The sequence below is a fragment of the Bacillus sp. LJBV19 genome (assembly GCF_017797845.1).
Lineage (GTDB): Bacteria > Bacillota > Bacilli > Bacillales > Bacillaceae > Bacillus > Bacillus velezensis.
Genome location: NZ_CP072563.1, coordinates 2,363,458 through 2,388,261 on the forward strand (window position 1 = coordinate 2,363,458; position 24,804 = coordinate 2,388,261).

General features: G+C 49.6%; 7 protein-coding genes. All 7 read right to left on the reverse strand.

Annotated features, from left to right (window positions below; genetic code table 11):
- Nucleotides 1–29: 29 nt before the first annotated feature.
- Genes J6600_RS11280 through fabD form a run of 7 tightly spaced genes read right to left on the reverse strand, consistent with a single transcriptional unit; the run spans nucleotide 30 to nucleotide 24,667 of the window.
- Entirely contained in the window at nucleotides 30–6,326 is a 6,297-nt protein-coding gene (locus J6600_RS11280; protein ID WP_209387411.1) for a type I polyketide synthase, read from the reverse strand.
- Nucleotides 6,327–6,344: 18 nt separating this feature from the next.
- The gene (locus J6600_RS11285) at nucleotides 6,345–18,938 is read right to left on the reverse strand and encodes a type I polyketide synthase (RefSeq protein ID WP_209387412.1); all 12,594 of its coding nucleotides are present in this window, start codon (nucleotides 18,936–18,938) and stop codon (nucleotides 6,345–6,347) included.
- Nucleotides 18,939–18,977: 39 nt separating this feature from the next.
- Nucleotides 18,978–19,715, reverse strand: a complete 738-nt coding sequence (locus J6600_RS11290) for an SDR family oxidoreductase (protein ID WP_014418315.1) — start codon at nucleotides 19,713–19,715, stop codon at nucleotides 18,978–18,980.
- Between the two features lie 14 nt (nucleotides 19,716–19,729).
- Nucleotides 19,730–21,094, reverse strand: coding sequence for a long-chain fatty acid--CoA ligase (locus J6600_RS11295; RefSeq protein WP_209387413.1), 1,365 nt, complete (start codon nucleotides 21,092–21,094; stop codon nucleotides 19,730–19,732).
- Nucleotides 21,091–21,363, reverse strand: coding sequence for an acyl carrier protein (locus tag J6600_RS11300; RefSeq protein WP_003153264.1), 273 nt, complete (start codon nucleotides 21,361–21,363; stop codon nucleotides 21,091–21,093). The genes J6600_RS11295 and J6600_RS11300 overlap by 4 nt, the downstream gene beginning before the upstream one ends.
- A gap of 24 nt (nucleotides 21,364–21,387) precedes the next feature.
- Nucleotides 21,388–22,368 (reverse strand): LnmK family bifunctional acyltransferase/decarboxylase, encoded by a 981-nt coding sequence (locus tag J6600_RS11305; RefSeq protein ID WP_209387414.1) that lies wholly within the window; start codon nucleotides 22,366–22,368, stop codon nucleotides 21,388–21,390.
- A 40-nt stretch (nucleotides 22,369–22,408) separates the two neighbouring features.
- Nucleotides 22,409–24,667, reverse strand: a complete 2,259-nt coding sequence (fabD, locus tag J6600_RS11310) for an ACP S-malonyltransferase (RefSeq protein WP_209387415.1) — start codon at nucleotides 24,665–24,667, stop codon at nucleotides 22,409–22,411.
- Nucleotides 24,668–24,804 lie beyond the last annotated feature (137 nt).

Consider the following 24,804-nt stretch of genomic DNA (forward strand, 5'->3'; position numbering starts at 1 on the left):
TCCATATCGACGTTCAATTTTCAGCGCAATCAGTAAGTCTTCATTTGTTTCCAAAACGTATTCGGACGGGACTTATGTGCGTTTTCATGCAGGCTTTCGGCTTTGTCCGGACGAATGGGCCGGCGTTTTAATTCCTGTCTCGGCAAAGGCTTTCTGACCGGGGTATACGCCTCTTGCTCCCAGGCTTCCACTATGACATGGGCATTTGTCCCTCCGTCAGCGAAGCTGCTGACGGCGGCAATCCGCGGTGAATCCGTCCATTCACGCAGCGCGTGCGAAAAATAAAACGGCGAGGCGGACAAATCGTAATGCGTCATCGGCTCTTTGCCGGAAAGGAAAGGCACACGTTTTCGGCGCGAGAGCATAAGCACTGTTTTAATGAAACCGGCAATCCCTTCAGCACATAACGGGTGTCCGATATTCGGCTTCATCGAACCCAATTCGCAAGGCGCGCTGTTTTGCATACGGTATACAGCTTCAATCGCCCTCAGCTCCAAAAGATCCGTTACTTCAGAGCCTGAACCGTTTGCTTCAATGTAGCTGATATCCTCCGCTTTTCTGCCGCTTTTGGCAAGCGCCTTGGCCATCACTTCTTTCTGCGCCTGTATATTCGGTGTGGCAGGCCCCGCGGTTCTGCCGTCATTGTTTACGGAAATGCCTTTAATGACCGCATGAATCCGGTCCCCGTCTTTTACAGCCTGGGCCGCTGTTTTTAAATACACCATTCCGACGCCTTCTCCCAATACGATGCCTCCGGTGCGGCGGTCAAAAATATGAAACGCAGGCTCTTCACTTAACAGATTGCGGAGTTCGAACATCCGGTGGGTTTGACCTGATTCCAGCAGACTGACTCCCCCGACCACCGCTGAGTCGATTTCACCGCAAGAAAGCGCCTGTATCGCCATATTCATACCGACAAGCGCTGAAGAACATGCCGTATCCAAAACGAGACTCGGCCCCTTCAAATCAAAGAATTGAGAAAGATTGGCCGCTAAGTAATTCGGGCCGGCGGCGACTATCGGATTTTTTGCATGCTTCAGACGGTTTTCGTCAGGCATACTGCCGCCGCGTCCTCCTAAATAGACACCGGCTGACCTGCCTTTCATTTCTTGTAACGAGTAACCGCTGTCTCTGAACAGATGAAGCGCCTCTTCTAATATAAGAAAGGACTGGATATCCATTGCCTTGATGTCTTCTTCGGGAATAAGGAAAAACTCCGGGTCAAAATGCGTTACATTTTTTAAAAGGCCCGCATAATCCGCCTTCTCCGTTTTCCAGCGCTCTTTCGGCACCCTTTGAATGGCTGACGTTCCTTCAGACAGCAGCTTCCAATAAGCTTCAATTGATTCAGCTCCCGGAAAACGGCAGGACATTCCCACTACAGCGATATCTTGCGCCGCTGCACCGCCAGAAGGCTGAATGACAGCGGCTGCCGTTTGTTTGGGAACGTCCGGGATTACAGGCTGAACCGGTTTTGAAACGGCAGCTTTGATTTCCGGATATGCTGTTTCAAGCCATCCGGCCAGCGCAGCAACCGTAGGGTATTCATACAGCACCGCCGGGTCAAGGTCAGCTTTGATCCTCTTTCCGATCGCTCTGGACACTTGGGCAAGCATGATGGAATCGGCTCCGTAATCTTGAAACGGCGTATCAGATTCAAATCTTGACGGCTCCAGTCTTAATTCCCGGCAGCAAATGCCCGTCAGCCACTCCTCAACGCTTTCTGTATCGGCCTGTTCCTGCTGCTTTGTTTCGGTAAGGCCGGATGAAAGCAGCAGACGGCCAGGCTCCCATTTTTCCGGGTGAATGACGGCCGGCATAATAACAGACCCGCAATCGCCTGCCATAATGGCATCAAACAGGCTCAGCCCTTCTCTGTCAGTGATGCTCTTTAAACCGCTTTTCTGATAGGCCCGGCTTTTTGATTCGCCCATACCCGTTTCTTTCCAGCTCGGCCATTGGATGCTCAGCACCGGAAAACCTTTTGCGGCCGCAAAATAATCCATATAGGCGTTAGCCATGGCATAATCGCTTTGTCCCGATCCTAATTCCGGCACCACGCCGGACACTGAAGAAAACAGCGCAAAAAACCGGAGAGACTCCTTGTGCAGCGCTTGATACAAAAGGTCCAGTCCGTCTGTTTTAGGCTCAAGCACGGTCATCATCTGTTCTCTTGTTTTGCGGATAAAGGCCGGATGATCGAGATCTACGGCTCCCGCTGCGTGTATCACGCCTCCTATCGGCCCCATCTTCTCTTTCACCCGGCTGACGGCCTGCTCATATTCAGGGCCGGAAGATACAGACAGCACTTCCGTTCGGACACCTTTTTGTTCGAGCTCTCTGATTCTTCTCACTTTATCGGAAAACGGGGAATTCCGTTTGACATGATCATCCCACTCCGCTTTCGGAGGCATTGTTTCTTTTCCGGTAAGCACGAGTTTCGTGACTCCGTAACGTTCGGCAAAATGCCGGGCGAATAAATATCCGAGTCCCCGGGTCCCTCCGGTGATCCAGAGCACATGGTCTTTCGGAAATGAAAATTCTTTTTCTGCTAAGCTGTTTGTTTCCTTTAACCGCGCGTGATAGCGCACACCGTTTCGGTAACACACTTCGATGTCTTCAGAATCGCGAAAAAACTCCTCTGCGATCTGGTTTGCCAGCTCAGGATCTTCGACAGTCCGTTCTGCATCCATATGCCGCGAACGGATATCCTTATACTCACTTTGGAGCATCCGGTACAATCCGGCCTTTTTTGCACCTGAGAGATTTATCGTTTCATTTGCAAAAGGTTCAAGCCCCTTTGTCACACAAAGCATCTGAAGCTTTCGGCCGCGGTTTCTGTTGTCAATGAGAGACTGCAGACGATGAATCCAGCCGTCATCATGCTTGATTTCCGTCCCGCATTCGGTCACATCAATCAGACCGCCAAACCGGGCCGCGTCCCCGGATATTTCCGGTGATGCAGCGTCAATGATTTCAGACTCGGGGAAATAACGGGACAGCTCAACGGCCAAATTTCCTGTCTGGTGATCGGCGGCTATTCCGATGACGCCCCGCACTTCCTTAGCCGGAACACTGCTGCTTTCTGCCCAGCTTTTCTGTAAAAAGCGGATTTCACGCAATGTTTCAGAATGTGTTTCAGCACCGCGACCATTGTCCGGCGCTGCATCGTCCGGCCAATACCGATCCTTTATAAATGGATAACCGGGAAGGCTGATGCGATGCGGCAGGCTGCCGTTATAAAGCTCTGACCAATCAATCTTCAGCCCTTTTACCCAAAGTTCCAGAAGCTTCGCGAATTTTTTTCTTTTCATCCATTTACGGACGGCTTCCTGCATATCTTCATCCTTAAAAACGGCTAGAATGTCTTTATACTGTTTGCTTTTCCCCCTGAAGCAGCCGTCTGTCCCGCCGTCAATAAAACGCTGCAGTTTTTCCGCTAACTGCTCTGTCGACGTCACAATAAATGCCGCACGTTCTTCCATCGCTTCTCTTCCGGTTTGAAGGGTGTAAGCCGCATCCCGGAGGCTGCGGTCTGTGACGTCATTTTTTCTGATCGCTTGAAGAAGCTGCTGCGCCCGCTGCTTCAGACTGGCCTCCTGTTTGGCGGATAATAAAATGACAGCGGGATCTTCATCTGTGAATGGCTCAGAAATCTCCCTATCAGGTTCAATATATTCTTCTATCAATATGTGGGCATTTGCCCCGCCCGCGCCAAAAGAAGAGATTCCCGCGATTCTCGGAATCTCCTTTTGCGCTCCGTTTTCCTCAATGACCGGCCGTTTCCAGTCTGCCAATTCACGCTGCACCACAAACGGCGTCCGGTCAAATGCAATATTCGGATTCAATTTCCGGCAATGTAAAGAGGGGGCCAGCTTGCGTTTTTGAAACTGGAGCAGCAGTTTCGTTACACCGGCAATGCCTGCCGCCGCTTCCAAATGCCCGATATTGGATTTAACTGAGCTGATGGCGCAAAAGCCTTTATCTGACGTTTTCGTTTGAAATGCGCGGGTCAAACCGTCAATTTCGATCGGATCTCCGAGTTCAGTGCCCGTGCCGTGGGCTTCGATACAGCTGATCATCCGCGGATGTATTCCTGATTTTTCAAGCGCGCCGGAAATCACGTCAGCCTGGGCGCTCGGACTCGGCACTGTATACCCGTTTGTTCTGCCGCCGTGATTGATATGAGTGCCGCGAATCACCCCGTAAATACGGTCCTTATCAGCTATCGCTTTTGACAGCGGCTTTAACAGCACGGCCCCGACGCCTTCCCCGGGAACAAATCCGTCCCCGCCTTCACCGAAACTTTTACACGTTCCGTCTTTTGAAAGCATTCGATAGGCGCTGAGCTCCGCATAAGCCGAAGGATGCGTATACACATTCACACCGCCGGCAATCGCCATGTCGCATTCGCCGCGAAGGATGTTTTCACACGCTTCATGAATTGCAGTCAGCGAAGACGAGCACATCGTGTCGACCGGCATGCTCGGCCCTTTCAGATTAAGAAAATAGGAAACTCTGTTGGCCGCTGAACTGAACGACGTTTTCGGCTGCAGGGCGCCGCCGTTTTTCCAGTACATTCCGTACCCGTTTTTCGTAATGCCCGCAAAAACGCCGACCCGGCCGTTATATAGATTCTCAAGCTGTTCCTTCGTATAACCGGCATCCTCCATCACCTGCCAGCACATTTCAATAAAGAGACGCTCCTGCGGGTCCATATTCAAAGCATCACGGGGTGAAATTTGAAAAAACAGCGGATCAAAGAAAGCGGCATCTTTCAGAAACCCGCCCCGCTTACTGTAACTTTTCCCTTCTTTCACGGCCGCTTCGGGATCAGGGTTGTAGTACTTGTCCTTTTCCCAGCGCTCTTCGGGAATTTCCGTCACACAGTCTTTTCCGGCTGCTAAGTTATCCCAGTACGCTTCAAGTGTTTCAGCTTGCGGATAACGTCCGCTGACTCCGATAATCGCAATCCCTTCTTTTGTCTGGTTCTCATTGGAAAAAGAAGACCGTTTCTTTCGCTTGATAAACGACGGAAGCACCGGAAAATCTTCATTTGCCAAAACCTGTTCTGATACGCCTGAACGGTGCTCATCATCATTTGTCCATTTTCGGCATTCTTTCGGATAATCAGTAACAAAGTGATCTGCCAGAGATCCCAGTGTCTTATATTCGTAAAAAACCGTTTTGGAAAGGTCACCGAAAAGCAGAGACAATTCGCGGTTCAATTTCGTCACAGTGACTGAGTCGATTCCGTAGGTTTCCAGCGGCTCTTCAGTATCTATGTTGGAAACAGCAATTTTTGTAGTCAGGGCAAAAAGCGTTTTGAGCTGAAGAAGCGTTTGTTCATACAAACGTTCACTGCGGTGTTCGGCACTGATTTTTCCGGGAGCGCCCGTCTTGACGACAGGCTGCAGCTTCAACCCCGACAGGGAAGCCCATATTTTTCCTTCATCGTCACATAAATCAATATAAAAACTCCCCGCCTTCTCTTGTATCTCGGCCCATACCTTGTCAGGACAAGATTCATAAAACAAAAGCTCGTCCAATGAAACCGGGGCGAGCGTTTTATATTCTTTGCCGCCAAGCAGCGCGCATGCCTTTGTCACACTTTGCATCACACAGGGAGGGAGGCCGAATCGGGCGGATTCTTTTTGGTTTGTCAATGGGATTGATATATCTGCCAGCATCCGTCCTGCTGAGGCGTAAATACGCTCAATTCCTTTCATGTGCTCACTGTATTGAACGGTATCGTTCTGAGTGATGGCTACAATTTGCTGCTGATCCATCAGGAAGCCGCTGTTTTCCTTCAAGCGGCTGATATCCAGCATGCCGGGCGCAGCATCAACTGGCTGAATCGTCCCTTGGCTGTACACATCATGATAACTGTAATCGGAAGAAAATGGATTATAAATCTCAAACCTTTTGGCTTCACCCTTTTCGGGTATCAGCCTGATTTCAATATGGAACGGCTCAGCCTCAGTCAGAATGGGCTTTGACCACACGATATGTGTCAGCCGGACAGCCTCAGTCTCCTTTACTGTCAAAACAGCCGCAGCTCTCGCCATTTCCAAAAGAAGTTCTCCGGGCATAAGCTTTTTACGCTGTAAAGAAACATCAGCGAGAAAAAATTCCCGGCCGCTGAAAGCTGCCGAGAATCCCTGTCCCGTTTCATCGGAAATATGCTGCTGAGCAAGCGGATGAAGGGATGCCGCTTGGCGAAGTCCCATCCGCATATCATAATCGCGCAAAATGCCGATCGCATCCTGTTTTGTCATTTTTTTATTTTTGACGTCAGAAAAAACCCGGTGCAGAAACTCTTTCATATGGTTTCCTCCATTACGCTAATCCCTGTAAAAACCGATCGTTCTTTTTACAGCGGCTTCTATGCTTATTTCGTTTTTCTCCAATTCATCAAGCAGGCGCTCATAAGTCTCAAGCGGGGACGTATCAGTCTCATAAGTCTCCCGGTGCCTTATATGCTGCGCTCTGTGCGGTATCCAGCAATGTGTTTTCGCAAAAGGATAGACGGGCAGGCTGACTTTTTTTGGCCTTTCGTCCGGATATAATTTATTCCAGTCGACATGTAAACCTTGCACCCATAATTTTGCAAGCATTGCATACTTTCCTGCTTCCATCCATTGATCTACGGTCCCGCTCATTTCTGCGTTGTCCGTCATCTCTGTAAACAGCTGTTTCATCGCTTTGTTCCGGCCTGTAAAGAAATTCTGCCCCGTCTCCTTGCCGCTGAGGAAATCATTCAGCGCGTTCGTAAGCTCTTCTTTTGTTTCAGCAATGACGGCAAGGCGCTCTTCCATTTCATCCCGGCCAAGCTGAAGCGTATAAGCGATACCCGCAAGAGCTCCGTCAGCTGAATGTGACTTTTCCAAATATCTGCGCAGCTGTTCCGCACGTTCCTTCAGCTGTTCCGCCGTCTTTGCCGAGAGAATGAATAAGGACGGCTGAAGTTCACCGGACGTCCATTGTTTCTCTTCAACAGGAGAAACATATTCTTCGAGCACGACATGAGCATTGACACCGCCAAATCCGAACGAGCTGACACCCGCTCTCCGCGGCAGTTCATTTCCGCTATCATCAGTCGCCGCTTTCCACGGCTGAGTGTCGCGGACGAAATAAAACGGGCTGCCGTCGAGGCTGATATACGGATTAACGGTTTCACAATGCAGACTTTTAACGAGCGTTTTGTGCTGCATCTGCAAAATAATTTTTAAAAGCCCGGCCATGCCGGCGGCAAGCTCTGTGTGGCCGATATTCGTTTTGACGGAACCGAGGCCGCAATGAGGCTGATCGGGTGCCGTTACTCCGGCTTTCTGATAAAGCGCTGCAAAAGCCGCTTTGAGTCCGTTGATTTCTATCGGATCTCCGAGCGCCGTTCCCGTGCCGTGAGCTTCAATATAACTCACTGTACGGGGGTCGATGTTCGCTTGCTGATACGCTTTTATCATGACTTCTGCCTGTGCTTTCGGATTCGGCGATGTAAGAGAAGCCGCCCGTCCGCCATGATTTTCCGCCGTTCCGCGAATAACAGCATAAATACGGTCGCCGTCACGTTCCGCATCGGATAATGTTTTCAAAACAATCATGCCGGCACCTTCAGCTCTGACATACCCGTCCGCTTGATCGGAAAATGTTTTGCAGCGCCCGTCTTCACTGAGCATTCCCGCTTTATTAAAGCTGATATGCATATCCGGCGACACAATAGCATTGACGCCTCCTGCAATCGCGATGCCGCAGTCTCCGGCCTGAATTGCCCTGACCGCACGGTGAACAGCGACCAATGAGCTTGAACAGGCGGTTTCAATCGGTTCGCTCGGCCCATGTATATTCAGAAAATAGCTCATGCGGTTCGGACCGATTGACGGAACCGTTCCGGCGGCTGAAGAACCCTCAATCTCTATATGGAACTTTGAAGCTTCCTGGGCGTAACCGCTGTTTGTCGTGCCTGCAAAAATGCCTGTATTTGTACCTGAGAGGCTTTTGGCAGAGCAGCCGGCATCTTCAATCGCTTTCCATACATGCATCATTAAAAGTCTTTGCTGAGGATCCATCATCTCGGCTTCATGCGGAGAAATACCGAAAAATAAAGGATCAAATTGAGCGGTTTCATCAATGAAGCCGCCCCACTTTACATTGCTCGCATTTTTATCTTTCTGCGGATCTCCGTAATACTGTCTCCAGTCCCAGCGTTCCGGCGGTATTTCAGAAATGCAGTCCTTTTCTCCGGCTAAATTCTCCCAAAACATTTCCGGATTTTCAGCCATTGGAAATGCACAGCTGATTCCGATTATCGCCACGGGCTCAGGTGCAGCTGCGGTTTTTGTTTTAGGAAGGCGGGACGGAATCGAGAATGGCTCCGTCTTCATTTTTTTACGCACAACCGGTTTCTCCGTTTCTGTTTCTGCCTGTGAGCCGAATGTATCCGGATGTTCCGTCAGCAAGTATTGGGCAAAACTAAAGACTGTCGGGTATTCAAAAAACACGGCCGGTGTCAGTTCAAGCCCATACATTTTATTTAGTTCATTTGCAAACTGCGTGAATGAAACCGAATCAAATCCATAATCTCTCATCTCTGATTCAGCATCTATCTCGTCTTCTTTCACCTTCAGAATGCCTGATATCATATGTTTGAGTTCTGCTTGTACTTTATTTGGCAGATGGACGTGCGTCTTCCTTGACACATGAATGCTACGGGACGATTCCGGCGCTTCAGGCATCAGGTTTTTTCGAATCCGTTTTTCGTCGCCTTCTGCCACCATGACCTGGTGTTCTCCGGAGGCAAAAGCGGCGTAAAGCGCTTGGATGCCTGACGCCGATCGCATGGCTTTCATTCCGGTCTGTTCGTACATCAGCCGTTCGGTCTCTTTGTCCACACGCATACCGCCCTCTTCCCAAAGCGGCCAGTTGACGGACAGGGTCTGCCCGCTCCGCTTGTTGTCCCGCACGAGACGGTTTCGGCGGGCTGCATAAACATCCATAAATGCGTTGGCTGCCGCATAACCGGCCTGCCCCGGATTTCCCATGCCTCCCGCCAAGGAAGAAAACAGAATGAAAAAGTCCAGCCGCACATCTTTCGCTGCTTCATCAAGATTGATAAGCCCTTTCACTTTCGGCGCCATGACGGTCTTCCGTTCGTTTTCTGTCTGGTTCAGAATGTAGTTGTCGGCGATCACGCCGGCCCCGTGAATGATCCCGTCAAGTGTTCCGTGCTCCTCCTGTATGCCGCGGACGAGGGCGATGACCGCCGCCTTGTCTGTCACGTCAACCGGTTTGTAAAATACGCGGGCACCCGACGCTTCCAAGCGCCGTAAGCGGGCGGAGCGGTCTTCATCAAGCGCTTCCGCCCTCCCCGTTAATATGAGGACGGCGTTTTTGACGCGGGAGGCTATTTCTTCAGCGAAAATCAGTCCGATGCCGCCCGCTCCCCCCGTGAGGAGGTAGACCCCTTCGTCTTTCCACGGAACGGCGCCGCTTTGAGGCGCCGGCAGATGACGCCAGTTTCTGACGAGACGTTTGCCGGCTTCATAACGGATTTCCGCTTGTTCAGGATGCGCCCGATTTTCTTTCAGCTTGGCAAGAAGCGATGATGCTGACTCGTCCGGATCGGCTTGGATGACTTGGCCGTACAGCTTCGGATGTTCAAGGTGAGCCGTTTTCAGAAAAGCGGCCAGCCCCGCCAATACATTGTCTTCCCCCCTGTCGGGGACAAGAAGCTGGATCAGCGTTTTTTTCTTCTGCTTTTCTTTGATAAGACGCGTGACGATCGCTGACAGCTCCGCCGCGCAGGCGTTATAACGGTCTTCAATCGGACCTTCGCTGTCAGCCGCACATACGGCGCCGCTTATGTCCTCAGCATTCATTCCGCCATACAGCGTCACGTATCTGAAAGACTCTTCTTGTCCGCCGCCTTCACCCGGCGGTGATTCCTGCCACTTTGGCTGAAGCAAGAGCGGTTTTTCCTCCGTTTCCTCTTCCAGAAAACGGGCGGTGAGTCCCGTCAATCGGACACATACCGCGCCGTTTTCGTCACACAGCTCAATATGATAGGCGCCTTCCGCTGAGGAAAGCACCGCCCACATCGTCTCACGGCACGCAGAAAACACCTGCATATCCTGGAGGGCAAACGGCAGGAACGGCCGTCCGGATGCAGAACCGTCTGAGAGCACGAGACCGATAGAAGCCTGAAGGGCGGCGTCCAGCATGCTCGGATGCAGGATGAACGGCTCCTTTTCTTCGCGGGCGCACGGCGGAAGAGTGAGCTTTGCGAGCACTTCTCCGCTTCCGGCATAGACGGCGTCAAGCGCCTGATGAGACGGTCCGTAGGTGATGCCGAGGCTGTCGAATGCTTCATAGCACTCAGCCTTTGACATACGCCGGCCGCCGCAGCGCGCCTGAACCGCTTCCACATCGAGAACAGGAGCACGTTCCGTCTCTTCGAGCACGGCCTTTCCCTGGAAAAAGACAAGCGGCTCTTCTCCTTCGGCATACGCTTCAAAAGCGATGTCTCCGTTTTCTTCCGGCTGAAGTTTTACATGAAGCGTCACTCCTTCAGAAAGCGCCGTCACCGGCCGGAGCCAAACAATCTGTTTGAGCCGGACACCCGTTTTCCCGCCGGGCAAGTCTTCAGCGGCAAGTGTAACGGCGGCCCGGGCCATTTCTAAAGCAGCTGCGCCCGGAAGCACCGGTTTTCCATTGACGATATGATCGGCAAAAAACGGTTCATGCCCTGAAAAAACAGAAGTAAAGCGCTGGGCGGTAAAGGTCGATGTATTCGCGTGGAGCAGCGGGTGGAGTCTGGCTGCTTTCTCACTTTCCGCTGAGCCTGTTTTGTCAAGTGACACATCAGCTTTTGTGACCCAATATCGGTCTTTGGCAAAAGGGTAGGCCGGGAGACTGATGCGGCCCGGGTTGCGCTGATAAAGAGCTGACCAATCGACGTCAAGTCCTTTAACCCAAAGGTCAAGCAGCTTTCCGTATTTCCCTTTTTTCAGCCAGGCATTTATGGTAAGCGCCATATCTTCATCAGAAGTGAGCGAAGCCGCCAATGAATGATGTTTGGCTGTCCTGCCCCGCCAGATATGAGCATGGTCGATATTATGATCGTTTGAGAAACTCATAAGCTTCATTTTCAGTTCTTCTATCGACTCGGCCGTAAATGCAAGCCGCTCAGCCATCGGTTCTCTTCCCGTCTGAAGCGTGTAGGCGATCTTGGCTAAATCCCCGTCATAACGTTTTTTTCTTATGACATCATCCAGAAGCTGGCGGGCGCGCTCTGTCAATTGGTGCTCATTTCGCGCTGATAAAATAATAACAGCCGGTTTTTGCGGAGAAACAGCTGCGGTTTCCATTGGCTTCAGGCTGTCAGACGGCACATATTCCTGAATGATGACATGCGCGTTTGAACCTCCTGCTCCAAACGAGGAAATGCCGGCAATTCTCGGATATTCCTTCATTTCACCCGTGATATTCAAGACAGGTCGTTTCCATTCCGTTTCTTTTTGCTGTACGAAAAACGGAGTGTGCTCAAACTCAATATTCGGATTCAATTCCGCCGCATGCAATGAAGGGGCAATCCTCTTATGTTTCAATTGCAAAAGCAGTTTGGTGATCCCCGCAATCCCCGCAGCGCTTTCTAAATGTCCGATATTTGATTTAATGGAACCGATGGAACAAAACTGCCGGTCTTCTGTTGTCAGGCGAAAAGCTTTCGTTAACCCGTCGATTTCAATCGGATCACCGAGCGCAGTGCCCGTTCCGTGCGCTTCCAAGTAACTGACCGTTCTCGGGTGAATGTCTGTCCGTTTCAACGTCTCTGCGATCAGATCAAACTGCGCTTTCGGATTCGGCACCATATAAGCGTTTGTCCTGCCTGCTGCGTTCAGCATGCTTCCTTTGATAACGCCGTAAATATGATCGCCGTCTTTCTCCGCTTGAGCAAGCGGCTTTAACACAATCGCCCCTACTCCTTCACCGTCAACAAAACCGTCCGCACTGTCTCCGAAAGATTTGCATTTATCACCGGGAGACAGCATTGAAAAAGCGGACAGCCGCTCATAGTGGGCCGGATCAACGATAAGATTGACTCCGCCGGCAATCGCTGTTTCACTCATTCCGCTCCGCAGGCTTTCTGCGGCGAGATGGACAGCTGTTAAAGAAGAAGAGCATGCTGTATCCACAGCCATACTCGGCCCTTGGAAATTGAACAAAAATGATACTCTGTTTGCGATAGACCAGTCGCTGGGAACTGTCGGGTAATTGCTGTTCATCACACCGACAAAGACTCCGATTTTGCGGCTGTCACAAAGCGCGGCCGGGGTGTACCCCGCATCTTCAATGCTTGAATAAGCAGTCTGCAGAAACAATCTTTCCTGCGGATCCATCCTTTCAGCTTCCGCGGGAGATATACGGAAAAACAGCGGATCAAATGTATCAATGTCATCGAGAAAACCGCCCCATTTTGAATAAATGGACCCCCATTTTCCGCGTTCCTCGTTATAAAACGTTTTCCAGTCCCAGCGATCTTTCGGCACTTCAGTAATAGAATGCCTGCCGGCTTTTACATTTTCCCACAGCTCATCAACGTGATCGGCGCCCGGATACCGGCCTGACAGACCGATGACAGCGATATCCTGGACATAGGGATCTCCGTTCGTCCTGCTGCCTTCCTCGATTTGAGGAATCTTGTTTTGTTTTTCATTCAGGTTATCTGTGTGATCAGACAGCTGCTCCTCACGCACACCCATCGCTTTCATAAATGCTCCCCGCTGAGAAAGAAGCAGGTAATCCGCGATTTCTTCTATCGTCTGATATTCAAAAAAGAGGGTGCTGGTCATTTGGTCAAACACGTTACGAAAGGCATTTGTGAGCCGGACGACCAGAATAGAATCCAAACCGTATGCGGTTAAGGAAACCGACGGATCCATTCTCCCGCTCGGAATCTTCAGCGTTTTTCCTATTAATTCCGTCAGATATGTGATGCCCCGTTCTCTTACGTTTGGAATCGGCGCGGCGCTTTCTGCGGGAGCCTGCACCCGTCCGGCGTTTTCGGGATGAGTCCGTCCATTCCCGAATTGCCGCTCGAGCGCTTCTTTACGGGAAGACAGAAAGTAATCAGCAAGCTCATCAATGGTTTGATATTCAAAAAACAAAGTGCTGCTGACAGAACCGAAGACGTCTTTTAACGCGTTGGTCAGTCTGACGACCAGTATGGAATCCAATCCGTATGCGGTTAAAGGTTCATGGGATAAAAGACGATGCGCCGGCACTTTAAGCGCTTCACCGATTACCTTCTTCATCAGTTCAACGCTTTTTTCTCTCAGGCTGAAATGCAAGGTATCATCCGAAAGACCATCTGCGTCATACGGACGGCACTCCGGCTTTTCTTCTGACGCCTGCGGGAGGGCAAGCCTGACCGTTCCGTCACTTTCAGCCGCTATAATCTGCTGGCCTAAGTCGTGTGCGGCTTCAGCCGGAAACAGAGGATGGACGAATCCTTCAAGCGAAAGCGCTTCCGCCCAGCCGGCCGGCTCAACCCCCGGACAGCCCGGAATCCGTAAATCATGATCCTCATACAGCCACCAGCCTTCAAGAAGGCCGAACGTCACATGGTTGAATATGGTGCGGCTGTTGATCTCATTTATAAACAGCTGGCCGTTTTTTTGCAGCATTGCTTTCGCATGGCGCAGCGCAGAACGGATATTTTTTGTCGCATGAAGCACATTGGTCGCGATCACTGCGTCATACGTGCCGATGTCCGGCGCTTCTGTTGATACCGGCTGCTCAGCGTTGAATATTTTATAAGTGACATAAGGATATTCCGGACCGAATATGTCTTCCGCATGTAAAAGAAATGCTTTAGAAATATCCGTGAAACAATATTCGGCAATATGCGCTTCATACGGTTTCAATTTTCTCATGACCGCGGCGCTCGTCCCGCCCGTTCCGGCTCCGATTTCTAAGATGCGGATTTTCGCCTGCGGGTCTTTTGCCAGACGTTCCCGCAGAACTGCAATCAATGTGTCAGCAAGCTTGTCATTGAAAAAATCAGAAATGATATTATTGCGGTAAATGCCTTCCACAAGACGGAAGGAGGAGTCAGGGAACATCACTTCCGTTGCCGGAAGCTTACCGGTTAAAATGTCTGGAAGCACACGCAATGTCTCTTCTGCCAATCTGACATGCGCCCTCATGTCTTTCTGGCGCAGCCAAGTCTCTTTTTTCCGCTCCCATTCCTCCCACACCTGCCCTAGATCCGTTTTTTCCGGAGCAAGCGCTAATTCAGTCAGGAGGACAAAGCTCTCTTTCAGCCATCTGCTGTATTGTTCCGTTATGCCGGCAGCCGATTGAAATAACGGCAAAGCCTGATCAAGCCCGGCTCCCATCTCATAAAGGGTTGATACAAGCATTTTTTCAATAAGGGATTCCATATCTCTCATGCAGCTCATGACACTTGATGCTTTTAACCGCTCAGCTTCGTCATTCTGCGTGATGTTAACCGCTAATTGTCCGAGTGCGGAAGGAATCTTTTCCGGATAAACCGTTACTTGTTCTTTCAGATCGTCCTTCATAAAAAGCGGATCTGTCGTTTTAATCAGCGCCAACTGGTCATGAGGTCCGGAAAGCAGGGTTTCCAGCGTTTTCATCGCTTCGGGCGCCTCAATAGAAGCGATTCCGTCCCGCTCCATCCGTTTCCGGTATTGTTCTGAAGCCACGACGCCGACACTTCCCCAAAAACCCCAATTGACAACTTTTACAGCATACGGCGCTTTCTGTGAGATCCGCTTAGCAAAAGCGTCTTTAAACGTGCACCCGGCGGCATAATTGCTCTGTCCCGGCGCTTTTTGAAACGACATCATCGAAGAGAAAAACAGCAAGAAATCCAGGGGTTCCCCTTCAGCTACCCGGGCAATCTGCAAGCTGACATCAGTTTTTGCAGAAAGTGAAGCGCGGAACTGATCCTCTTCCATATTGGCAAAACTTCGGTCTGATAACACGATGGCGGAATGAATGATTCCGCGGACCTTTCCATTTTCCTTCACAATGGTGTCATACGCCCGTTTGAGAGAGTCATAACTCGCGGCATCCGCGCTGAAATATTGCGGTGCGGGACCTAAAGCTGCAAGTCTTTTCAGCTTTCTTTCAATCTGTGTATCTTTTTTCCGTCTCCCGATCCAGACAATTTTCGCCTGATAGGTCTGAATCATATATTCAGTCCATACTTCTCCTATTCCGCCTGCTCCGCCGATAATCACATAAACCCCGCCGTGCCGGTATAATGAAGGCTCATCTGCATGAGGCCGGCAGACGGCCAATTGCTGTCGGTGCCACTGACCTGCACGAAAGACCCACGGATTTCCCTCGGGGTCCGCCGGTAAAGAGAAGACATGGGGAAGATGCCGGTCTCCCCTTTGAGATTCCAAATCAAGAAGCCGGATGCTCCAATTGGTGTATTCTTTTGCGAGCGATCCCGCTAATCCGTGTATGCTTGCATGACTCGGATTGACCTCATCATGTTCATGAATCGGCTGTGCTTGAAACGTGCAGATTGTCAATGATAGTTGTTCCGTGTCAAAATTCAGAAACAGAAGCGCTTTTATCAGCCGGAAAAGCTGCATGACCCCGTGCTCCTGTCCCTCGGCCGTATCCGCCTCATAAACGGATGGAATGGGATGATCCGGCGCCGCCCATATCATGTGTTGAAAAGAACCTTGCGCTTTCAATGTTTCAGCCATTTGTTCCGCGCTGTCCAAAGAAGTGATGTCCGGAAAACGGACATCGGAATACATCTCTTTCAAAGCCTGCTGAACATCCGGCCCGGCCCCGATGACGATTATTTTTTCTTCACGCATGAAAGACATGTCGGTTTCCGGAATGGTGACGGTGTTCCAAACCGGTGTCATAAGCAATTCCGTTTCACGGCTTTTCTTCGGCGTGACGCCGGCTTTTTGGTTAAACCCGGCGCTTTCCTGCACCTCTTTTATGATAAAATCTTTCACTGCCGCCAGCAGCACGCCGCGGTCATCACAAATATGCAGATCAAATTGGTGAACGGAGGCCGCTTTTACCTCCGCATGCACAAATACGGTTTTCGCTAACGGTTCAAGCAGCTGTATTTCTCCGAAGGAAAACGGTACGATAAGCGCAGGCTCTTTTTGAAATTGCAGCACATGCGCCATTGCGGTTTGAACAGCGCCATCCATTAAAGACGGATGTAGGATGTACTGTTTAAAATCGGCTTCCAAGTGTGACGGGAGCGTTAATTTGGCCAGTGCTTTCCTTTCTGTATAAGAGAATTCGCGGATGACCTGAAAACTGTCCTTTTGCACGATTCCCGCCTCAGAGAACGAGTGATAGATGTCTTTCGGCTCCGTTCTCTGCGCAAATGGCGCCGGGAGCTGAAAAGCCGGGGCCTCAAAAGACGCTCCTTTTTCTTTACAAATCACTTCTCCTTGCGAAAAGAGGGTGCCATCCGCTCCTTTTTCTTTAATGACATAGCTTATACGCTCTTTTTCCGCTTCAAACTCTATCATGACGGATGTTGGGTCTGTCCCTGTCACAATCGGCTCCATGTACCACACACTTTGAAGAGAGACGACCGGGCGTTCTCCCCACAATTCCGCGCCGTATGCCGCCATTTCCAGATGACAGACTCCGGGAAGCACATATTTTTCGTTCACTAAATGATCTTTAAAGAAATATTCATCCTTGGAAAATATCTTTTGAAACGTCCCTTTCCGGGCGGATGAAACATTCTCATCAAGCAGAGGATGCAGCGCTTCACGCCTTTTGGTATTTTGGGGCTTTTTTGTATACCGCTTTTTTTGATCGGTCAGCCAGGACGTTTCCTTTAAAAACGGGTACGTAGGAAGCGGAACTTTCTGATACGGCGTTTCCGGCTTTTTGCAACCTTGAAGGCCTTTCACCCACAGCGCGGCAAATTTCTCAGGATCTGAAACGGATTGGCCTGAAACGTCCGGCCGCCCGGGTGACGCTTTTCCGAAGTACATATGCCTGCCGTCGCTATGACCGCTTACAAATCCGTCCAATCGCTGTTTCAGCTCAGAAAGGGATGACGCAATGACAGCAAGCCGGAAGGAGAAAGGCTCTCTGCCTGACAATAGGGTGGCAGCGATATTTTCCAGAGTGTATCCGCCGGCAGAAGACGGGTTTTCCAATCGGGTAAGAAAAGAGCTTAATTTCCCGGCATATTCTTTCAGCTGCTGTTCGGAATGTGCGCTTAATACGACGGCATGCGGTTTTTGCTCAGTATTCTTGTCCGCTTGCCGTTTTGGCTGATAAGCACCTACGATCAGATGGGCATTAGAGCCTCCTGCGCCGAATGAACTGATTGCGGCGATTCTCGGTTTATCTCCTTCAGCCGGCCACGGCCGGTTGTTTCGGACGACATAAAATGGCGAATCAGAAAAAGAAATCTTGCGGTTCAGTTCCTCGGAGTGCAGACTGGCGGGAAGCGTTTCATGTTTCATGCTTAAAAGCACCTTGATTAAACCGGCGATCCCTGCAGCCGCTTCCAAATGTCCGATATTGGATTTCACCGAGCCGATTCCGCAGTAGTTTTTCTCATCGGTCTGTTTATCAAATGCCATAGACAGGCCGCGTATCTCAATCGGATCGCCGAGCGCCGTGCCGGTTCCGTGAGCTTCAATATAGCTGATATCCGCCGGACTTACCGCGGCTCTGTTTAGAGCGGATAAAATCAGGTCCCGGTGCGCTTCCGGATTCGGCACCGTATACCCGGTCGTTTTGCCGCCGTGATTAGTGGCGGACCCCTTAATGACACCGTAGATGTGGTCTTTGTCCGCAATCGCTTTTTTCAGTGGTTTTAACAAAACGGCTCCCGCGCCTTCGCCGGGCACGTAACCGTCTCCGCCTTCACCGAAACTGCGGCATTTTCCTTCAGAAGACAGAAAATGCGATTTGCTTAAAAACATGTATTTTTGCGGATGTAAGCTGAGGTTGACGCCTCCGGCCAGCGCCATTTCACAGTCGCCCGACATAATGGCCTGACAAGCCTGATGGACGGCGACAAGCGATGAAGAACACGCCGTATCAACAGCGATGCTCGGGCCATGGAGATCAAGGAAATAAGAAACCCGGTTCGGAATGCCCCAATATAAGGAGCCGGGGCCTTTGTACTGATCTTTGAGGAAACCTTCTTCGTGTGCAATTAATGAATATTCATTCCAGGTCACTCCGGCGAATACACCGATTTGATCCGTCGGCCTCGCCGCCGGGTTCCCGTAACCGGCATCCTCCATCGCTTCCCAGCAGCACGTGACATACAATTTTTGCTGAGGGTCCATTAAATCAGCTTCCCACGGGGAAACAGAAAAAAACAGCGGGTCAAATTGATCCGGATGATCAATAAAACCTCCCCATTTACTGTATGACGCGTATTCTGCCGTTTTCTCTTCCGAGTAATAAGAGCTGTCCCATCTATCCTCTGGGATTTCGGAGACACAATCTTTATTTTCTATTAAATTGGTCCAAAAATCATGCTGGTTTTCCGCTTTCGGAAACATCCCGCTCATTCCGATAATCGCAATATCAGAGCTCCCGTCCGTTCCCGGTTCAGGCACCTTTTCAGCCGCCTGTACAGGAAGCAATTCTTCTTCCTGCCGGCTTCCCGTATCAGGCTCCGTTTCTTTGAATTCAAGAACGCTTTCGGGATTTCGTTTCTGCGCACTTAAAAACTCACTCAATTTCTCAATGTTCGGATATTCAAACAGCAGCGTTTCAGAAAGGCCGGTAAATTCTTTATGCAATATGGTCATGATTTCTTCACTGATGAGAGACGTCACGCCAAGAGTAAAAAAAGCGGTTTTATCTTCTGCTTCGGTCACCTCGGCACCCAGCTTTTGCGCTATTACCGTTCTTAAAAATTCGTTAATACATTTCATGAGGATACCATCCCTTGTACAAAAGAATTTTTCTGTGCTTTAACAAGTTAATCCGCCGTCTATCGCAATTGTCTGTCCGGTCATAAAGGACGATTCAGGAGAAAGCAGGAAACGAACGAGTCCGGTCATATCGTCTGTTTCGCCTAAACGTCCCATCGGCGTCCTTCTGATAATCTGCGATTTTTGTTTTTCCGGCATATTTTTCGTCATATCGGTGTCCACAAAACCGGGCGCAAGTGAATTGACACGGATTCCTTTAGACCCGAGCTCCCTGGCCAGGCTTCGCGTCAAGCCGTCAAGAGCCGCTTTGGATGCGCTGTAGACTGAAGTGCCTTTAAATCCTCTTGAGCCGATAATGGAGCTTATGTTAACGATTGATCCGGAATTTTGTTTCAGCATGACCCGGGAAACGTTTCGGGTCAGCTTGATGACTGAACCGATATTCAGATTGAGGATGCGGTCAATGTCTTCATCATTGGTCAGGGGCAGAAGCTGATCAAGGTTCAAACCGGCGTTATTGACCAAGCCGTCTATTCTGGAAAACTTGCGGTATACTTGAAGAACAAACTGTTTCATGGCGGCAGCATCCGCCGCATCCGCCGCTTCCCAATAAAAGCGGCCGCGGTACTTTTCACTCTCTCTCAATGTGTTAATAAAATCAGATTCACTGCGGCTGAAAGCGGCTACTTTGTAATCCTCATCCAAAAGCGTCTGTACAATCGCTTTTCCCAGCCCCCGGCTTCCTCCGCTGACGACCGCTACTTTTCCGTTATTCATATTTGCCTCCTGTTTTACACGTTTCTTATTTTTTTAAATCGATCATTAGACAGTTTCCGATCTGTAACAGAGATGATCTGCGGTATCTGATATGGCTGCAGCTTCTGTCTGCAATGAGCTACGGCCCGCTTTCTGAAAGATTTGATATCTTCCTCTTTTTCAAGCACGGCCTCTGCCGCGACAATCTCGCCCGTAATCGGATTTTTTCTGCCCGTTATGAGAACATCCCGGACATTCGGTATCTCCAGAAAGACGCTTTCCACCTCTGCCGGAAACACTTTCTCTCCGCCCACATTAATGATTTCACTCTTTCTTCCGAGAATTCTTATATATTCGCCGTCTGTTTCCACCTGGTCACCGGTGTCGTACCAGCCGTCTTCATCGAAAGGTGACGGTGCGTTTAAATAGCCGAGCATCGCCGACTCAGAACGGACCCAAAGCGTGCCTCCGGTAATTTTGGTCTCTGTTCCGGCACCGCCCACTTTCATCCAAGTGGATTGGCTGTCTTTTGATTTCGTTGAGAATATACCCAGTTCAGTTAATCCGTATGTTTGTTTCAGCCGTACATCCGGAAACAGCCGGTGGATGCCGCGCAGCGTCGATTGGGGCATCGGCTCTGTGCCGTAAGTGATCAGCCGGAGTGAAGAGAGGTTATAGCCGGCATCCGCCTTGGACATCAGCAGCATGTTTAAAAAGGTCGGGGTGGCGGGGAGCACTTGGACAGCATGTTTGTCGACCGCCTGATAAACGGACTCCGGCGTTCTGCTGTCTGATGTGACGATCGTCCCCCCGTTAAACAGAATCGCAAACAGCGTATTAATGCCGCCGATATGATCTAATTTCAGAAAAATGAGCGTACGCAGCGGTTTTCTCTTCGCCGTTTTATATTTTTCAAGCAGCCGGCCGGCGCTTAACACGGATGCTTTGCTTTTGCCGGAGGTTCCCGATGTGAAAATAATAATGCCTGACTCCCCTCTCTCGCGCAGATCATCAAGCAGAGGGTGAGCGGCGCTTTCAGAACCTTCACGAAGCGTCCAGCTGTCATTTTCATTTATTTCAATGATTTGATTCACTTTCGCGTCTTCAAACATATCGAGATGCTTTTCCCTTGACTCATTACTGAGAGGGACAACGATATTTCGGTTTAACAAAAGCGCCATCAGCAAAAAAATGGCGTTCGGGGAATAATCCCCGATAAGCGCCACACATTCTCCTTGACGTATTCCGTTTTGTTCAAGTTCTTTCTGAAAAAAGCTGATTCGTGTCAGCAAATCATCATACGTAAAAGTCTGCCCTTTAAAAATGAGAAACTCACTGTCTTGCGTTTCCCTAAGCTTATCAGTCACCCAGCTGATATCTCCCCCGCTTTCTGTTTTCATGATTGAGCACTGTCCATATATTTTTGATAAATATCACAAATGCTGCCGACGGTTGTAATGCTGGAAATTGTTTCTCCTTGGGAAAAAGGATCTACTCCGGTTTCCATCTCCATCTGTGCGACTAATTGAGCGATATCCAGTGATGAGAAGCCCAGATCCTCTATGACCCTCACATCATCTCCCGCTTCGACGGCCCGATATGACTGCTGTTCTTGAATATCCTGAATGATTTGTGCGATGATCTGCTTCATTTCCTTGGTTTGTTCCATTTGCTTTCAGCTCCATTCTTCATTTTATAAACTTCTGATGACCCGTTTATAATCCGGAATATGATCTTGTGAAGCGGTCGGCACCGCCAGCAGCTTATCCACCTTGGAAATGGCCAGCAATGTATGATTTCTTTTCATATAGACTTCAATCTGATAGCTGATTTTCGCCACTGAGATCATACCGAGGGACTCACCGTGAAAGTCGGGATCGCATTCTTCAATGTGTCCCGTCATATAAATATCAAGCTCTTCATCTGCAAAACAATTTCCGTAATAATACGTCTCTCTTTCAAGCAAAAATAAATGCCGCGCGATTGAAACCGGAAAACCCGGCTTCGACCGGCGCGTCATCCATTCAAATTCCGCCGCATCCATTATCTTGCTGAATTTCGCAAACACCATGGCATGCCCCGGCGCAGCATCCTGATCAACAGGAACCCGATATGAAACGGGGTCTGCTGTTTTGAGATTGCCCGGCTTCATACCGAAGGCGTCCGTTCTGATTTTCTTTGACCGCATCAGCGCGTAAGGCGGCTTGGCTAGCTTAGAAAGTTCCGCAATGCATTCAGCCTTAGGCGCTGAGACTTTGCGGGTCGAACCTTCTGTTTGTGTGACGTCGACGACAATTAAACTATTGGCTTTCATAGAAGGAAACCGTCCCCGGTCCCACTCGCTTTTATCAGAGCTGACCGCTCCTTTCGGCCCGAACAAATAATCAGATTCTAATATGGTTTCTCCAAACCGGGAGATATCGACTCCGACGGAAACCTCGTCCCATAATCGGTACTGATCAAGAGGCTTATCTGAAGGAACTTTGAGATGTGTCATAAAATAAGCCGGATACAAAATCAGCCCTTGGTGATCGGCCATCTGATCAGGCCGGAATCCCGTTCCGTCCGTTAAATGGTGACTGTGTGCGTTGCCGAATAACAGCAGCAGCGCGTACTCATTCAAATTCCCTAACCCGACATGGCTCATCGTTAATTCATGATTTTCAATCAGCATGGTCTGTCCTCCGCAGAAAAAATGTAATGGCTGGTCATACTCAGCCTGTAATCGATACCAGCCTTTGCGCAAGAAGGCCGGCTGTTTCTTCCATAAGCTGTTTGCCGATCAGATCGACATGCCTGTTTCTCCAATTTTCAAGCGGGGTTCCTTTCACCCATTGATTAAACGCGCCGAGCGCAGGGCCGCAATGAATTTGGTAATCTATTTTACTTTCGCTTTTTCCTTCCAGAGCGAGCCTTGTCGTATGAGAAAAATACCATTTAAATACCATCGCCATTTTGTGTTTCGGATTCTGTTCGGCTTTGGCGATCTGCTCAGGAGATTTATCACGTTTCAATTGCTCATACACCTCTTCAAAACTGCGCTGGAAATACTTTTCTTCAATTAATGTTTTCGTTTTTTCATCTATTTCATCTAAAGAATTGTATTGTCTGTACAAGTCAAAAAGTTTATTGGCTCTTGCCGGGAAAAACAGGCCTTTTTTCAGCACCTGCACCCTTGCTCCCGCTTCAAACATATCTCCCGCGGGAGCGTATGACGTATCCTGCACGTTCGCTTCCTGAAGCAGATCTTTCACTGAATCACTTGTCCCGGCTTCGACCGTGCATTGATTAATAGAACCGGTTCCGATAAATTCGGCGCCGAGCAGAAACGCCGCAGCAGCCGCTTCCGGAGTGCCGATGCCGCCCGCTGCGCCGATTCTTACTTTTTTCGCATAACCGTGCTTCTCCATCATGCGGTCTCTGAGTCTGATCATGGCAGGCATTAATGTATACGGAATCCCTTGGTCGGTATGCCCTCCTGAATCCGCTTCAACGCAAATGTCATCAGCCATCGGAATTTCTTTTGCAAGCGCCGCTTCCCCGGCTGTCAGCCGATTGTCAGACACAAGTCTTTCCAGCACATGAGCCGGAGCCGGACTTAGAAAGGCCTCAGCGACTTCAGGCCGGGATACTTTCGCGATGATTCTGTTTTGAACTGACACCGACCCGTCATGATTCCTGCTTAATCCCTTTGCCCTGTATATAACGAGAGCGGGGGTTATGCCCATAAATGCCGATGCTTCAATAAGATGAATGCCGTTTTTCAAATATAAATCTATCATTCTGACTTCCTTGTCAGGTGACATCATATGATGAAGAAGATTCATTCCGAATGTTTCCCCTTGCCGCAGTGCAGACCGGATGGTTCCGATGGCCTGTCCGATCCGTTCGATACTCAATCCGCCCGTTCCGAAAAAGCCCAGCATTCCCGCTTTTGCCGCTTTAATGACCATCTGTTCCGAAGCAATTCCCCTGTACATGGAGCCCGTCATGTAAGCATATTGGATGTTATAATCTTTTTTAAAATCTTCGTTCCCTAATCTCATTCCCGCCGTTTTTTGCGAATCAGCTGCCGATGCTTTAACATCAGCAGTATCAGACTCTTCTTTCGGCATAGGTAATGGGACGGCATCTTTTTTAATCTGACGCGTCAGTTTTGTCAGCACTTCCCCGGGCCCGACTTCTGCAATTTCATTATTTTCAAGTCCCATCAGACGGCGTATCGTGTCCGTCCACTTTACCTGATTGGTCATTTGCAAAGTCAGATTTGTTTTGATTTCATCATTCTTATAAGGTGCGGCATGAAGATTTGAGATCACCGGAAAACGAAGAGGCAAAAACGCCGTTTCTTCTAAATAATCCTTGAACTCTTTTTCAGCATCTTTCATATAGCGGGAATGGAAGGCGCCGCTCACATTTAAAGGAAGGTACATTCTCACGCCGGCTTTTTCAAAGACGGGGCCCGCTTTTTCAATGTCTTGTTTCGTTCCGGCGATCACAATTTGCGAAGGTGAATTGTGGTTAGCGATATCAATGCCGGTCAGATGATAATCGGATAGAACCTCTTTTACTTGTTCAGCCGTAAACCCCAAAACCGCCGCCATGCCTCCGGGAGCTGCCTTGCTCATGAGCTCCCCTCTTTTTTTTACAAGCTGCAAACCGGTCTCAAAATCAAAGCAGCCGGCCGCAAATAACGCATTATATTCTCCTAAACTGTGCCCTGCGGCGTAATCAGGCTCTCTGCCGGACTCTTTCATTTTCTTTAAATAACTGAGTGCACTCACCGTATATAACGCCGGCTGGGTAAATTGCGTTTTCCCCAGTTGGTGATTCGGATCCTCCAGACACAATTCTTCTATAGAGTAGCCTAATATGTCATCAGCCTGACGTGTCAGATCTTGAAATTCATCAAACAGTCCGGCTCCCATTCCTTTAAATTGAGAACCCTGCCCCGGGAACACAAACGTAAGCATCTTATCCTCATCCTTTCCGCATCGCCAATTTTGTACATCACATGTGGTTCTCCATACAAAAACGTCTCTTATTTTCATATATTGACTGGTGTAAACACCGGCATAAAAATAAAAACACAAACGCGTTTGCGATTCAG